Source organism: Thalassovita litoralis, from assembly GCF_900182725.1.
Taxonomy (GTDB): domain Bacteria; phylum Pseudomonadota; class Alphaproteobacteria; order Rhodobacterales; family Rhodobacteraceae; genus Thalassobius; species Thalassobius litoralis.
Map to the genome: position 1 here is coordinate 39,209 of NZ_FXTO01000009.1, position 13,604 is coordinate 52,812.

Annotated in this window: 14 protein-coding genes and 1 tRNA gene; 2 read left to right on the forward strand and 13 right to left on the reverse strand. The window is 57.6% G+C overall.

All coding sequences use genetic code 11. The features are described 5' to 3' along the window. Positions 1-18: 18 nt before the first annotated feature. From FN828_RS09160 to FN828_RS09175, 4 genes are read right to left on the reverse strand one after another with little or no spacing between them, the layout of a single operon-like run. A complete protein-coding gene (locus tag FN828_RS09160; RefSeq protein ID WP_142493100.1) occupies positions 19-1,170 on the reverse strand; it encodes a DNA polymerase III subunit delta' in 1,152 nt (383 codons plus the stop codon). Beyond that, positions 1,167-1,787: a dTMP kinase gene (gene tmk, locus FN828_RS09165; protein ID WP_235891446.1), complete on the reverse strand. Its 621-nt coding sequence runs from the start codon at positions 1,785-1,787 to the stop codon at positions 1,167-1,169. Before tmk ends, FN828_RS09160 begins: the two co-directional genes overlap by 4 nt. Further along, positions 1,784-2,953 (reverse strand): D-alanyl-D-alanine carboxypeptidase family protein, encoded by a 1,170-nt coding sequence (locus FN828_RS09170; protein ID WP_142493101.1) that lies wholly within the window; start codon positions 2,951-2,953, stop codon positions 1,784-1,786. Before FN828_RS09170 ends, tmk begins: the two co-directional genes overlap by 4 nt. Before the next feature lie 19 nt (positions 2,954-2,972). Beyond that, the gene (locus FN828_RS09175) at positions 2,973-3,839 is read right to left on the reverse strand and encodes an SPOR domain-containing protein (protein ID WP_142493177.1); all 867 of its coding nucleotides are present in this window, start codon (positions 3,837-3,839) and stop codon (positions 2,973-2,975) included. 198 nt (positions 3,840-4,037) lie between these two features. Here FN828_RS09175 and FN828_RS09180 point away from each other — a divergent pair. Continuing rightward, a tRNA-Ser gene (locus FN828_RS09180) sits at positions 4,038-4,127 on the forward strand. 242 nt (positions 4,128-4,369) lie between these two features. Here the strand turns inward: FN828_RS09180 and FN828_RS09185 are convergent. Together FN828_RS09185 and FN828_RS09190 are read right to left on the reverse strand one after the other, a co-directional pair. Beyond that, positions 4,370-4,840: a hypothetical protein gene (locus FN828_RS09185; RefSeq protein ID WP_142493102.1), complete on the reverse strand. Its 471-nt coding sequence runs from the start codon at positions 4,838-4,840 to the stop codon at positions 4,370-4,372. A 12-nt stretch (positions 4,841-4,852) separates the two neighbouring features. Then, positions 4,853-6,091, reverse strand: coding sequence for a hypothetical protein (locus tag FN828_RS09190; RefSeq protein WP_142493103.1), 1,239 nt, complete (start codon positions 6,089-6,091; stop codon positions 4,853-4,855). 27 nt (positions 6,092-6,118) lie between these two features. On the opposite strand from FN828_RS09190, the gene FN828_RS09195 reads away from it, so the two are divergent. Next, on the forward strand, positions 6,119-6,577 hold the full coding sequence (locus tag FN828_RS09195; RefSeq protein WP_142493104.1) for a calcium-binding protein: 459 nt from the start codon (positions 6,119-6,121) through the stop codon (positions 6,575-6,577). 129 nt (positions 6,578-6,706) lie between these two features. Here FN828_RS09195 and FN828_RS09200 read toward each other — a convergent pair whose 3' ends face one another. The 7 genes from FN828_RS09200 to FN828_RS09230 are packed head-to-tail and all read right to left on the reverse strand — an operon-like array spanning position 6,707 to position 13,598. Continuing rightward, on the reverse strand, positions 6,707-7,945 hold the full coding sequence (locus FN828_RS09200; RefSeq protein ID WP_142493105.1) for a DUF885 domain-containing protein: 1,239 nt from the start codon (positions 7,943-7,945) through the stop codon (positions 6,707-6,709). An 8-nt stretch (positions 7,946-7,953) separates the two neighbouring features. After that, on the reverse strand, positions 7,954-9,573 hold the full coding sequence (locus FN828_RS09205; protein ID WP_142493106.1) for an AMP-binding protein: 1,620 nt from the start codon (positions 9,571-9,573) through the stop codon (positions 7,954-7,956). A gap of 36 nt (positions 9,574-9,609) precedes the next feature. Continuing rightward, complete coding sequence (locus tag FN828_RS09210; protein ID WP_142493107.1) at positions 9,610-9,909, reverse strand: antibiotic biosynthesis monooxygenase family protein; 300 nt, start codon at positions 9,907-9,909, stop codon at positions 9,610-9,612. Next, positions 9,906-10,589, reverse strand: a complete 684-nt coding sequence (locus FN828_RS09215; RefSeq protein ID WP_142493108.1) for a TetR/AcrR family transcriptional regulator — start codon at positions 10,587-10,589, stop codon at positions 9,906-9,908. Before FN828_RS09215 ends, FN828_RS09210 begins: the two co-directional genes overlap by 4 nt. A 22-nt stretch (positions 10,590-10,611) precedes the next feature. Then, complete coding sequence (locus FN828_RS09220; RefSeq protein WP_142493109.1) at positions 10,612-11,772, reverse strand: M24 family metallopeptidase; 1,161 nt, start codon at positions 11,770-11,772, stop codon at positions 10,612-10,614. 12 nt (positions 11,773-11,784) lie between these two features. Next, entirely contained in the window at positions 11,785-13,044 is a 1,260-nt protein-coding gene (locus FN828_RS09225) for a TRAP transporter large permease (RefSeq protein WP_142493110.1), read from the reverse strand. After that, on the reverse strand, positions 13,041-13,598 hold the full coding sequence (locus FN828_RS09230; protein ID WP_142493111.1) for a TRAP transporter small permease: 558 nt from the start codon (positions 13,596-13,598) through the stop codon (positions 13,041-13,043). The genes FN828_RS09225 and FN828_RS09230 overlap by 4 nt, the downstream gene beginning before the upstream one ends. Positions 13,599-13,604 lie beyond the last annotated feature (6 nt).

The following is a 13,604-nucleotide window of genomic DNA, read 5'->3' on the forward strand; positions in this document are numbered from 1 at the left end:
ATGGCTCCCTGTGCGGGATCAGCCCGCCGCGGTTTGCTGGATCTTGAAAACCGTATCTAGGATCAGCGCGGTGGGGTCAAGGTTGACCGCCCGGCCATGCTGCATCCGGGCGCCGATCTGCTGCGCGGTATCGGCCCATGCCCGCGCTTTCATCGGATCGGGGGCCAGCCGGGTTAACAGGGTCGCTTCGCCGGGAACCGCTTCGACCGATGGGGGATGCCCCAAAGCCCCGGTACGGGCCAGCCGCACCATCAACATATCGTTCAGCGAGATCAACAAATCCAGCCGGGTATCCGCCCCGCGCGCGGCGGCGGCTTCGGCCATTTTCAACGCGCGGGCGCGATCCAACCGGGGCAACGTGCTGTATAGCCCCACCAATTCCTGATACATCTGGAGGCCGCCCAGATTGATCAGGCGCACCGCTTCGCCCACCGATCCGGCGGCCAGTTCGGCCAATCCATGCGGGTCGCCGGGCATGGCGATCCCGGCCTGTTCCAACGCCTGCCCCATATCCGCAGCAGACAAGGGGGATAGCCGCAATTCCCGGCACCGGGACCGGATCGTTGGCAACAGCCGCGTGGGTTGGTGACATACCAGCAAAAGCGTGGTGTTCGCGGGCGGTTCTTCCAGCATTTTCAGCAGGGCGTTGGCGGCCTGCACGGTCATTTCGTCCGCAGCGTCAACGATGACCACGCGCCGTCCGCCTTCGACCGCCGAAAGCTGGAAAAAATGCGCCAGTTTGCGAACCTCATCCACGCGGATGTCAGCCGCAAATTTGCCATCGCGCAGGTTCTTTTCCCGCTCAGACTCGGTGCTTCCGGCCCCGCCTTGGCGCAACAGGAACAAACCCGGCTCTGACAGGGCCAGGGTTCTGCGCATCACCGGATGATCCGGGGCAATGTCCAGCGTGGTTGGGGCGGGTGGTCCACCGAACATGTCATCCCCGCCGCCCATTGGCGTTGCCAGCAAAAACCGCGCAATCTGCCAGGCCAGCGTTGCCTTTCCGACACCTCGCGCGCCGGTGATCAGCCAGCCATGATGCAGCCGCCCCGAATTGAACGCCTGTAAAAAAGCAGCCCGCGCCTGCGCCTGCCCAATGACCTGCGCCGTTGCCCGCGGATGCGGGGCGCCTTCGATACGGTCTGGTTCCGGGATTTCGGTTTCGCTCATGTCAGGCGGGCTTCTACCACGGTCTGCACATCGGCGGCGACCTGTTCCAGCGGGCGTGCGCCATCAATGACAACAAAACGATCCGGAAATTCCTGTGCCAGCGCCAGAAAGCCGCTGCGCATTTTTTCCTGCAAGTCCTGCCCAAAGGATTCAAACCGTTCTTCGGCCCCTTGGCGGGATAGCGCACGGGACAGTCCAACGCCGGGGTCCATATCAATCAGCACGGTCAGGTCCGGTTCCTGCCCGATCATCAGACTGTGCAATTGATCCACCAAGGCCCGCAGATCACCACGGCTGAGTCCCTGATACATGCGGGTACTGTCGGCAAACCGATCGCAGATCACGATTTTCCCATCGGCCAAGGCGGGGCGGATTGTGCGTTCCAAATGATCCCGGCGCGCCGCCGTAAACAGCAGAATTTCTGTTTCTGCCGACCAACGGTCAGGATCGCCCTGCAACACCAATGCCCGGATTTCCTCGGCCCCCGGAGAGCCGCCGGGTTCGCGGGTCAGGACTACGTCATACCCACGGGTTTTGAGCGCGTCTGCAAGCAACCGGGCCTGTGTGGATTTGCCGGACCCGTCTATGCCCTCGAAACTGATGAACAGTCCGCTCAAGATGCACCCTCGGGGCCTTGGTTCAGACGTTTGAGCAGAATTTGCCCCACGGTGGTCACGCGCGGGATAAATCCGCCACGGGGAATATCGCGGTCCGCGACCAGCGGCACCTCCATCGGGGACAGCCCTTGGGGGGTGATAATCAGCTTGGCCAATTGCTGACCTTTCTGGATCGGCGCGGGGATTGGCCCTTGATAGACCACTTCGGCCGTATAGGCGCTGTTGTTTTCCACGGACAGAAGGGCCGAGACATCCTCTAGCGGGACAAGTCCGACCCGAGCTTCTGCCCCCATCCAAACCTGGGCTTGGGCAATTTCGGTTCCGGCTTTGACAAGAGGACGTTTGACAAAATGGCGAAAGGACCAGTTCACAATCGCCTCGGACTCTTCGGCCCGTGCGATGGCGCTATCCAGCCCGGAGATGACGAAAATCACCCGCCGGTCCCCCTGTTTGGCAGAGCCAACCAAGCCATAGCCCGCTTCCGTGGTATGCCCGGTTTTCAGCCCATCTGCCCCGATCCCCAAACCCAGCAGCGGGTTCCGGTTGCTTTTGTTTTGCGGTGCGCGACCATCGAACAAGAACTCTCGTTCCGAAAACAGGGGGTAGAACTGGGGGAAATCGGTAATCAGGTGATTGGCCAGAATGGCCAGATCGTGCATCGACATGCGATGCCCTGCCTGCGGCCATCCGTTCGAGTTGGAAAACGTGGAATTATTCATCCCCATTTGCTGCGCCCGCGTGGTCATCATCCGGGCAAATCCCGGTTCTGTGCCATCTGGGCTGAGCGCTTCGGCAATCACGGCACAGGCATCGTTGCCCGATAACACGATGATACCGCGTAACAGGTCTTCGACTTTGACCCGGTCGGTTGTGTCCAGAAACATCGTGGAGCCGCCATAGCTCATGGCGTGTTGGGATACCGGCAGTTTTTCATCCAGCGTCAGCCGTCCGTCACGAATGGACTCGAACGCCATATACAGCGTCATCAGTTTGGACATTGACGCAGGCGGCAGCGGGACATCTGCATTCTTGTCCAGCAGCACGGTGCCGGTTGTCTGATCAATCACAAAGGCCGACGTGGCCCGTGTGTCGAACGCCCCCGCCGGAAGCGCCAGAAGCGCGCTGGCGGCAACCGCGCCCAACAGTCGGAACAGGGAATGTTTCATGGCCTTTCCTTTCGTTGGATCAGTTGGTGACGGCATAGGCATCACCGAAGCCCTTAGCCTTGATCTTCTTCAGCAGCTCTGTCCGATCCGAGGCGTTTTTGGCTGGACCGACAATAACCCGCCAGAAGGTTTTGCCCTTAGAACTTTGTTCAATGACTTGGGTTTTCAACCCAGCGCCCCGCAGCGATTTAGCCGCAGAATTGGCATTGGCCTGCACACTGAAAATGCCGATCTGGATGAACGGTTTTTCAAGCCCCGACTTCGCGGATTTCGCCGGTGCGGGTTTGGGTTTCGGCGCGGGCTGTGCCGCAGGTTTTGCTTCTGCTTTTTCGATGGCCTTTTCTGCCTTCTGGATCGGGTCCAGCGGTTTGGCTTCGATATCTGTGGCCGGGGGCAGGGCGCTGCCGGGCGGCGGTGCGGCCGGTTCTTCTTCGACCTGTTCGCGGCGGAGTGCGGTTACGTTCAGCTTCATGGGTTGCCCCGCCAGAACGCCCAAGGCCGCAGCCGCGTCGGATGACACCTGAAGCCGCGGGCCGGGGTTTTCGCGTTCGCGGCGGAACAAAGCGCCGATTACGAATTTGCCATTGGTGGTGTTGCGGATGATGACCCGCTCTGGCTCTACCACATCCGGGTGCGCCACCCAGACCCCGCCCAGCGACGGTCGGCCATCCCAAAGACCGGCTTCGGTCACTTGAAACACATCGGGCGCTTCCACGTCCCGTTCGATCAGCTTGACCGCGCGGGCAGGTTCGCCTTCGGCTGGGGGTTTTTTGTTGAAAAGCTGGAAATCACCGTTTTGGCACCCTGCCAGTACCACCAGCGCCGTTCCGGCCAAACCCATACGTATCGCATGGCGGCTTAAAACCCGTTTTTTCCGTGAAACCATCTTACCCTGCCCATTGCCCTGTTTCGCTGGCGGTTGTTCCGCCGTTTTGCCTGTACGCCATAGCGGGTACAGCCCCGCACCGGGCGCAGTGTAGCGGGATGCCAAGGCCAAGAAAAGTCCGTGGGAAGGGGTCGGCGGATTTTCCCGCACTGCTTCTGCCTTTTAGAATCATTTCGGACCCGTTAGAGGGGGCAAGCCGGAAGCGTGGCCGAGTGGTTGAAGGCACTGGTCTTGAAAACCAGCGACGGGGAAACTCGTTCGTGGGTTCGAATCCCACCGCTTCCGCCATTAATCATTGATTTTATTGAATAAAATGTAAATACATGCAGTCCGCCCCACATAATACCCCACAACATGAAGGTTGCTAGCGGCAGGGGTGGCGCGAAGCCCTTGGCCAAAAGAATGTCGGGTTAGCGTTCTGGAACGGTGATCTCGCCCGGTGCCGTTGCCACGCTTCTAGAGATTCGCGGCACCCCTGCCGCGCTCTTGTCAGTGTTCCAGCGTTCACATTGGCGGGGTACGTGCCGCTATCAGGTCTTGCTCTCAATGAATGGTTCAAACGCTGCCTTGAAATCTGTGTTGGTCTGGCCGCCTTCGTTGAAGAACGGCAATCCATAAACACTGTAGTTTCGGCCTTGGAATAGAGTTTCAAGTTTTGCTTGAGATTTGACTTGCGCGAGGAAGTCTTGTTTCCAGTCGTCTTGTGGGCGCAACTGATCGCCCTTGGGTTCGATGAATAGCTGCAAGATCGTGCTGGCCTCTTGGCCCTTCTTTCTTAGAAACAGAACGAAGTCGGGTTCAAAGGCGCGTCCGGTGTCGAAGTCGTACAGCTTCACCGCCTTCTCGTTCCGTAGCAGGTAGAAGTCGTCATACACACCGCGCAACCGGGCTTCCTGATCGTGCATGTACTTGATGAAGTGCTTTTCCTGATCCGTGCCGTAACTGTCGTCATAAGCGTGCCAGTCCTTTCTGGTCAGGTCGATCTGGTCCAGCCCCGGCACATTGCTTTCGGTTCAGCTTAGCCCGGTCTCGCCCTCGATCCGTTGTTTCAGCACCTTGTCGGTGAAGCGGTCTTTGATGGGATAGGGCTTAAAGTCCTTTGTGCCGATATACTCGACGCTTTCGCGTTTCACGCCGCTTTCGATCTGGTGCAGGACATATTGAGCGATGTCCAGCTTTTGCCGTGCTGTCAGGTTGTCCAAGTCATCAGGCAAGCCGCGCACGCTCACTATCGCACCGCCCAGATAGGTGTCAGAGGTGACGAACTGCGAGGCGCTGGCAAGTTGTGGGAAATAGGTCCGTAAGTTGGCGAAGTGGAAGAAGTCGTTGGCGTCCATCGCAAAGCCCAGAATAGCTCTGCCGAAACCGGCCAGCTTGAAATCGCGCGATACGGGTTCTTTGCGTGACGGCTTCAATGTCAACGGCCCTCCACCGAATGCAGAGGCTTCCGTCACACGCCCGGTCATCAAGTTGGGGTAGATGAAACTGCTTTCGATCTTGTAGGCGCTTAGCCCGTCTACACCGTCACGCGGATTGCGCACCCGGTCATTCACCCAGACATGACCCCACTCATAAAGGTCAGTCTGTTTGAAGCTGTCCTTGAGCCGCAGCCGCACCGTCCGGGCGGTGTCGTCCAGCATCCCGGTTTCGCGCAGGGCGTTGCGGATGTCTTGGATGTACTTGGGATTGTGGGAACAGTGGTAATGCAGTTCCTCCAAGATTCGCAGGGGCGTGTCCATCGCGCTATCGTACTTGCGCTTTTCCCGCGCCGCGTCGGGCTGATCCGGGGCCACGAAGGGGAAGTAGCGCGCCCCGCGCCCGATCAACTGGGCCTCGGCCATCGTGGTCTTGCCGACCTTATTGGCCTTGCCATCGCGGGTGTCGTAGAGGCGCACGATGTCGAACAGGTTTAGCACGTCCCAGCCTTCATTCAGCTTATCTACGGCAAAGAGCACCCGAATCTCGTTGTCGAGGTCTTCCAAGGCATTGAGTTCGATCTGTCTGTTTTCCAAGTCCTTGGGGTTGTTGACGTTCACCACCTTCTCGGGGGCAAAGTCGCCCTGTAGCTCACGGGCGAAATCCGCGCCGCTCATGGCCCGTTCATCCATGATGAAGGCGAAGGCCCGCGAAAGGGTTTCATCACCCTCAGAGGCCGCCCTGAGCGCGCCCAGCGCCTCGCCCGTCAGCCCGGCCACCATCGCCGTGAACGCGGCCTCGTTGTCGGCGCTTTCCTTGATCGTCTTGGACTTCATCAGGATCACGGGCTTGCAGTGCAGCCCATGGGCGGCGATGATATCATCGACTTGACCAGCCCTGATTACAGCCTTGCAGGCATCGCCATGTCTATCGACGGTGGTGACGGCAATGATGTGATTTGGGGATCGGATGCCAACGAAAACATCGTCGGCGGCAATGGCGATGACACCATTTTCGGTGGCATCGGAACCGATATGCTGACAGGTGGTGCAGGTGCGGATGTATTCGAGTTCACGCGAACCTCGACCAACACATCGGTGACTGATTTCGATATCAGTGAAGGCGATACGCTTCGCTTCTACAATGCGGGTGGGGCCGAGTTTGACGCTTCAAGCGTCGTGCTGACAACAACAGGAATACAGATTTCTTACACCGACACGGCATCTGGTATTGATCACAGCCTGTCGATTTCTCTCGCACAAACCGGCTCTGATTTTACCGCCACATTGGTGGAAATCCAGAATGCATTGGAAATCATCTGACATTTGAATTGCTCGATAGATCTGCACCACCTAACGAGCAATACTTCCCGCCACCTACGATCACCTTCACGGGTGTGGGTATGCAAAATGATGAAGGATGCAAAACACGCCTGATCGCCGGGCGTGATGTCAGCCAAAGTTACTGCTTTTCACAGGGATGGTCGGCGTTTCGAGCAGTTGTTTCAAACCCTGCCATTTTTGCAAAACAGACATGGCCCCGACATTTTCAATCTGTTGCGTGACCCAGTCCAACCCGCAGTTATAGGTGACAACATAACTGCGAAGGGCCTGAATAATGACCAGCCGCTGGGTTGCCGTTCCTTGGGTTTCAAGGCCAAAAGTCATGAGCCATTCAATCGCATAGTCACGATCCCAGCCACCGTACAGAAACCCGCGCGCGACTTCGTTTCGGGCGAAATTCAGCTTTTCCACAAGATCGACGTAATGATGATAGGCGTCCAGATCGGCGGAAAGATGGGACAAGCCGGTCATCGGCAACACCACGTCGCGGTCAAACGCAAGGCGGGTTTCGCGATCAAAGGCCAGCCGTACCCCGTAATTGGCGGCGCCTTCGGCCAGAACGGTATGCGCCCCGAACAGGGGTAACATTGTCCATTCCAGCCAGCCCCGCCGATGAACAAGTTCGGCCTCGATCAAAGTGCCCTGAACGTGATGTCCGGGATAGGCCTCGTGGGTTGCCAGTTCCACCACCCGATCAAGGTGCAGCGGCTGGGTTTGCGAAAAGTGGACAATCGTCCGACCCTGCCCAAGGTATTCGGCAAAACCGGAAAAATGCCCATCGGTATCCATTTGCACGGTGACGCCTTCGGTTTCCGGCAGGTCGAAATGCGCCAATGTGCGGGTGCGGGCTTCGTGCAGGGCTTCGGTCATTGCGGCCTGAATACGGTCGGGGGCAATCAGGAACCGATCCCGAAACCGAACAAGACGTTCGGGCAGCGGGCCAGAACCGGGGACGATCTGTTCCAGATCGCTGGCAAGCGCCCGAAAATGCGCCACGTCCTTGTGTGGAACGTCAAGGGAATAAAGCGCGTGAACCTCGTCCGTGAAACTTGCGGGCATCCTGCCCTGCAAGATCCCTGAACGCACCTGCATCGCTGTGATACGTTCCGCCAATATCTGACGACGGTATGCGCCGCCGTCGATTTGGGTTTCCGGGAATGCCCCAAGCGCATCTTCAAGGACGTTCAGTCCCCGATCAATCATGTCCAAGGGCATGACGTTGGTTTGCGCCTGCGCCCGTAGTTCAGGATCTCCGATATAGATATAGGGGTTGGGATCATGGTTGTGCAGTTGAAGCGCCAGCCAAACATATTCCCGCACGATTGCATCAAACGAATCCACGGCCATGCGCTCCCCTATCGTAATTCCCGGCGCAGGACTTTGCCCACGGCGGATTTTGGTAATTCTTCCAGAAAGGCGACATGGCTGGGCACTTTGTACCCGGTCAGGTTGGCCTTGCAAAATGCGCGCACGGTTTCTGTGGTTACGGTCTGGTCTTTGGTGACGACGAACACCTTGATCGCCTCGCCCTTGTCCGGATCAGGGATGCCCACGCAGGCGCATTCGATAATCCCCGGCATGGCGGTCAGAACGGCTTCGATTTCATTGGGGAATACGTTGAACCCGGATACAAGGATCATGTCCTTTTTCCGGTCGACGATTTTCAAATATCCGTCATCGGTAAAAAGACCGATATCCCCGGTTTTGAAATACCCGTCTGCGCTCATGACTTCGGCGGTGGCATCGGGGCGGTTCCAATAGCCCTGCATGACCTGCGGCCCCTTCACACAGATTTCGCCGGGCTGGCCATGCGGCAGTTCCCGGCCCGCATCGTCGCGGATGGAAACATCGGTTGACGGTACGACAACCCCGATCGTGCCATTGAAACCGTCAAATGTGGGCAGGTTGATCGAAACCACGGGCGAGGTTTCCGAAAGCCCGTAGCCTTCTTTGATATGAACGCCTGTGCGCTCTTTCCAACGGTTCGAGACGATTTCCTGAACCGCTGCGCCGCCTGCCCAGCAGACTTTTAGCCCCGAACAATCCACGTCTGCAAATGCCGGTGCGTGCAACAGTCCATTATACAGCGTGTTGACCCCGATCATTGCGGTAAACCGGAACGCGCGGAGCGTTTGAACAAAAGCCTCCATATCGCGCGGGTTCGGGATCAGGACGTTCAAAGCGCCATAGCGGGTGTAACTCAGGACTGAAACCATTAGGGCCAGAATGTGATACATCGGCACAGGCGTTACGATGATTTCGCGTCCCGGTGTGGTGATGGGACCGGCCAGCCAATCATAAACCGCCATGTTAGACGCAAGATTGCCGTGCGACAGCATCGCGCCTTTGGACAGCCCGGTCGTGCCGCCCGTGTATTGCAGGAACAAAAGATCGTCCTGACCGATTTCTGGGCGTTCAAACGTCAGGGCCGCCCCTTGCGATAGCGCATCCGGCAATGGCGTATAGGTGGGGATCGCGGGATCAATCGGGGCATCGGGAACCGGCGCGTCGATCATATCGCCAATCTGAACCGTGATGACATTCCGGACCGAGGTCTGATCCAGAATAGCCCCCAGCGTTTTCGAGGCCATCGCCGCAATGATGATGGTTTCAACCCCCGCATCGTTCAACTGATGCAGCAATTCGCGCGGGGTATACAGCGGGTTGACGTTGACCTGAACCATACCCGCGCGGACCACGGCGTATGTGGCCACATTGAACGGGATGATATTGGGCAGCATCACCGCGACCCGGTCGCCCTTGTTGTGGCCCAGTTTCTGTTGCAGGAAGGCCGCCAGCGCCCCTGATGCCTGATCGACCTGTGCATAGTTTAGGGTCGTACCCAGACAATGCACCGCCGGGAGATCACCAAAGCGGTCAAACGCCGTTTCGATAACGTCAGCCATAGACCCAAGCGATGCCCATTCGATGTCTTTGGGTATGTTGCCATAATGTTGATGCCAAATGCGATCCATGCCGGACCCCCTTTGATAAAGCGTGAAACCGTTGAGTCAGAGGTGCCGTTCAAACAGCCGTGTCGTTGGCGGGGCAGCCAGAAACCGCGAAAGAACCTGTTCCTGTGCGTCACGGGTTGGGTGGGTGGTCCAGTCCTGAAAATCTTGGGCTGTCTGCCATTCCGCGATGACAGACACGGCATCGGGATCGGCGTGATCAGCCAGAAGAAACGCCTGAATAAAGCCGGGTATCGCGGCGGCGCAGTCCGTGAAAACGTTATGCGCACGGAACACTTCCATTGCCTCTTGGCGTTGGCCGGGACGCACCTGAATGCTCATGTGGCTGAAAACGGTCATTGGATTGCCCCTTGGGGCGTAGCGGGGGGAACAATATCGGTTGGCCCCTGATAGCCCAAAACCCCACAGGCCGCCCGCGCGATGACGTTGGCAAATTCATCCACATCCGTCGGGAACTGCGGCCCCATACCCAATTCTGTCTGTAAGACGCACATGGTCATCAGTTGCACGGCATGGGCCACGGTTTCACGGGACGGGGGCGTGACAAGCTGATCGGCATATTCATCTATTGCATTCCCCACACCGGCAATAACCGTTGCCCCAATGATCCGAAGATCGCCGAACCCTTCGGCCTGATTTTGCGCGATTTCCGAAATGGCCCGGTAAAATCCGCGATTGCTGGCAATCAGGTCGCGCCCAGACATGGTAAGGGCATGAAACAACTGGAAAAGCGTTTCATTCCCAGCCCGTGAAAGATCAAAGTTGCCCATTGATTTGCGGAAATCGGCCAGCACATTTTGTTTTGCCCGATCCAGCAATTCGCGCTTGTCGCTGAACTGGTGATAAAATGACCCCACAGAAAGCCCGGATTCTTCGATAATCTGGGCAATCGTGCAACCAGCGAACCCGTTGGTCCAGAAAACGGTATTGGCCGCCTCCAACAGTTTTTGTTCGGCTTCTATCCCGCGCTTGCTGCGCTTGCGGGGTTTAGCAATGGTCTGAGCGGCGGAATTGGTCATCTAATCTCGCTTTGATCTTTGATTAACACGGCAGGGTCAGTGCTTCTAATGTATCTGGCCACGGGGTCATATTGATATTTCCGTTTTCTGTAATCAGCACGGTATCCGAATGGCGGAACCCGCCAACCTGCGGCAGGTAAATCCCCGGTTCGATGGTCAGCACCATGCCGGGTTTCAGCACCCGGTAATCGCCTTCTGCAAGGAATGGCCCTTCGTGTGCCGTCACACCCAGCCCATGCCCCGTGCGGTGCAGCAGGTTTTCTCCATAGCCAGCCTTGCGCATAAGTTGGTTCACGGCAGCGTCGACATCGTGCATCACCGTCCCCGGTTTGGCCAAGGCATATGCCAGCGCACGGGCTTCCATCATCACGTCGAAAACCGGCTTGGCGGCTTCGGGAACGTGGCCGATGAAAAAGGTCCGTTCGACCTCGCCGCCGTAGCCATTCGTCATCCCGGCAGAAAGCGCAACATGTGGCCCACCTTCGGCCAGCGGCACGAAAAGATTGGTGAAATTATGAGGGTCATGGGTCAACGGTTGCGGTTGGGTTGAGGCCTGCAATTTCGTGGAAAACATATTTGTCGTTGGCAAGTCCCCGAACATCTTGGCGTTCATCTTGCCCGCCGCTGCGCCATAAATCTGGATCGGCAACGCACCCGGTTTCGACAGGTTCAGGGTTTCTTCCAGCCCAAGCATGAACATGTCACAGGCATATTGATGACGGCTGATCTCCCAATCCGATTTGATCGCGCGCAGGTCTTCGACGATGTCAGACCGGACATGGTGCCCCTCTAACGCTTCGATCACATGCAAGGGGCTGTCATACTCGACCCCGATATTGGTTTTTCCTGCGATCACCTCTTTCAGCTTGGCATCCCACCCTTGCCCGGCGGGGGCGGGGAATTCGAAATACGGGGCAAATTCCAAATCTCCAACGGCGCGAATGCGGACATGCGGTTCTTCCAGTTTCGGCATGACGAAAACCGGACAGCCCGTGGTGAACAGGACCAGAATAAAGGGCCGTTCATGCACCATGTTGGCAAAGTTCGTCAGGTAAAACACGTTGTCAGGATTGTGCAGAACAAGCGCATCCAGACCTTGGTCTTGCATCGCGGCCTGTAGGCGTTGGCGACGCGTCTGGATTTCCACAGCTTCCGGCGGGGTACACAGGGGAATAATCGACATGGGGGTCTCCAGTTAATTCACGAAGTAAAGCGAAATTTCGGGCAGCCAGCTGATCAGCGCCAAGGCAAGGACCATCAGCGCGATGAATGGCAGTGCGGCACGCACCAGAAGGCCGAATTTTTCCTTGAACGCGGACATGGCCACGATCAGGTTCAGGCCAACCGGCGGTGTCAGAAGGCCGATTTCCAGATTCACGATCATGATGATGCCAAACACGATCTTGTTGAAACCATAGACCGCCGCAATCGGTGCAAGGATCGGCGCAAGGATCAGAATTGCCTCGGCTGTGGTCATCATCGCTCCCACGCCCAGCAGCAACAGGTTCACGATAATGATAAAAGTGATCGGGCTGGTGATCCATCCATCGACAAGGCCCAGCATCATGTCAGGAACGCGGTTTTCTATCAGGATCAGGTTCAGGCTAAGGGCAACCGCGATCAGCGGAAACAGCGCCCCGCCAAGTTTTGCCGCTTCCAGAACCACATTCTTCAAATCGGCAAACCCGATTTCACGGTGAACAGCCAGTTCGATCACGACCGAATACATCAATGCTACGGCTGCGGCTTCGGTTGGGGAAAACAGGCCGGAATAAATCCCGCCCAGCAGAATGACCGGCATCAACAGCGCCCAGATCCCACGGCGCAGGCTGTGGCGCAGGGTTTCCAACGAAAAGGGCGTGGTGGGCATATGGCGGTTCGCGGCAACGGAATACACTGTCATCAGCAGGACAAGCAAAATGCCCGGCCCGACCCCGGCGCGAAACAGATCGACGATCGAGCTTTCCGTTACCAGACCATACAGGATCAGCGGGATCGAAGGCGGAATGATAATCCCCAGCGTTCCCCCGGACATGACCGCACCCAGCGCGAAACGCTTGTTATAGCCAGCTTCGCGCATCGCCGGATAGACCACGCTGCCAATCGCCAGCATCGTTACGATGGACGACCCGGAAATCGCTGCGAAAATTGCGGAACTGATGATCGCCGCAATCCCAAGACCGCCGGGCAAATGCCCCGTCAGTGCGCGTGCAACATCCGTCAGGCGGCGCGCGGTTGATCCTTTGGTCATCACGCCGCCGCACAGCATGAACATCGGGATGGCAAGGATCAGCTCCTTATCCAGCGATACGAACATATCTTCGATGATCCACGTCAGATGACCACCGCCCCAGATGATTTGCGCATAGGCGATTGCCGCCAACAGGATCACCAAAAGCGGCTGACGCAGGATCAGCAGGGCACAGACGATAAGAAAAAGAAGAAGGGCGTTCATTCCATTGCCTCCGCCTGCTGTGGGCGCACATCAGGCCAGATGACAAAGGCAAAGTACCGCAATGCAGCAGAGGCAAAGCCAAGCGGAATCGCGGCCTGCACTTTCCAGACCTCGATCCGCAATCCCCCCGAAGCACGCTGCCCGGATTGGAAAGACTCGAACACGAAATCAGCGGCCACTACGGCCACGGCCATCAGGAACAGAAAGGTCACTATATCCGCCGCCCGGTTGGCTAGGCCGTCAAATCGTGCCGGGACGGCTTTGAACCCGACCTTGGGGATCAGCTGCGCCCCTGCCCATGTTGCAATCCCGATCCCGGCAAAAGCCCCCGCCACCAGCAGATATACAGCGATTTTCTGCGAGCCATAAAGAACCAGCCAGCGTCCTTCCAATCCCATCAGGGACAGGAGGGGAAGAACGGCCTCGCGCACCAGAACATCATAGATCAGGATCAGCGCAATGGCCGAGAAGGCAATGACAGCGATCCAGACCTCGGCGCGATGCCACAGATCCAAGGCGCGGCGAACGAAAACAGGGGGGGCTTTGTCTGTCATCTTGCT

Excerpts from the sequence above, each read along its gene's own strand:
- FN828_RS09160 (WP_142493100.1), bottom strand. The coding sequence starts at position 1,170 with ATGAGCGAAACCGAAATCCCGGAACCAGACCGTATCGAAGGCGCCCCG.
- FN828_RS09170 (WP_142493101.1), bottom strand. The coding sequence starts at position 2,953 with ATGAAACATTCCCTGTTCCGACTGTTGGGCGCGGTTGCCGCCAGCGCG.
- FN828_RS09175 (WP_142493177.1), bottom strand. The coding sequence starts at position 3,839 with ATGGTTTCACGGAAAAAACGGGTTTTAAGCCGCCATGCGATACGTATG.
- FN828_RS09190 (WP_142493103.1), bottom strand. The coding sequence starts at position 6,091 with ATGAAGTCCAAGACGATCAAGGAAAGCGCCGACAACGAGGCCGCGTTC.
- FN828_RS09195 (WP_142493104.1), top strand. The coding sequence starts at position 6,119 with ATGGGCGGCGATGATATCATCGACTTGACCAGCCCTGATTACAGCCTT.
- FN828_RS09200 (WP_142493105.1), bottom strand. The coding sequence starts at position 7,945 with ATGGCCGTGGATTCGTTTGATGCAATCGTGCGGGAATATGTTTGGCTG.
- FN828_RS09205 (WP_142493106.1), bottom strand. The coding sequence starts at position 9,573 with ATGGATCGCATTTGGCATCAACATTATGGCAACATACCCAAAGACATC.
- FN828_RS09210 (WP_142493107.1), bottom strand. The coding sequence starts at position 9,909 with ATGACCGTTTTCAGCCACATGAGCATTCAGGTGCGTCCCGGCCAACGC.
- FN828_RS09215 (WP_142493108.1), bottom strand. The coding sequence starts at position 10,589 with ATGACCAATTCCGCCGCTCAGACCATTGCTAAACCCCGCAAGCGCAGC.
- FN828_RS09220 (WP_142493109.1), bottom strand. The coding sequence starts at position 11,772 with ATGTCGATTATTCCCCTGTGTACCCCGCCGGAAGCTGTGGAAATCCAG.
- FN828_RS09225 (WP_142493110.1), bottom strand. The coding sequence starts at position 13,044 with ATGAACGCCCTTCTTCTTTTTCTTATCGTCTGTGCCCTGCTGATCCTG.
- FN828_RS09230 (WP_142493111.1), bottom strand. The coding sequence starts at position 13,598 with ATGACAGACAAAGCCCCCCCTGTTTTCGTTCGCCGCGCCTTGGATCTG.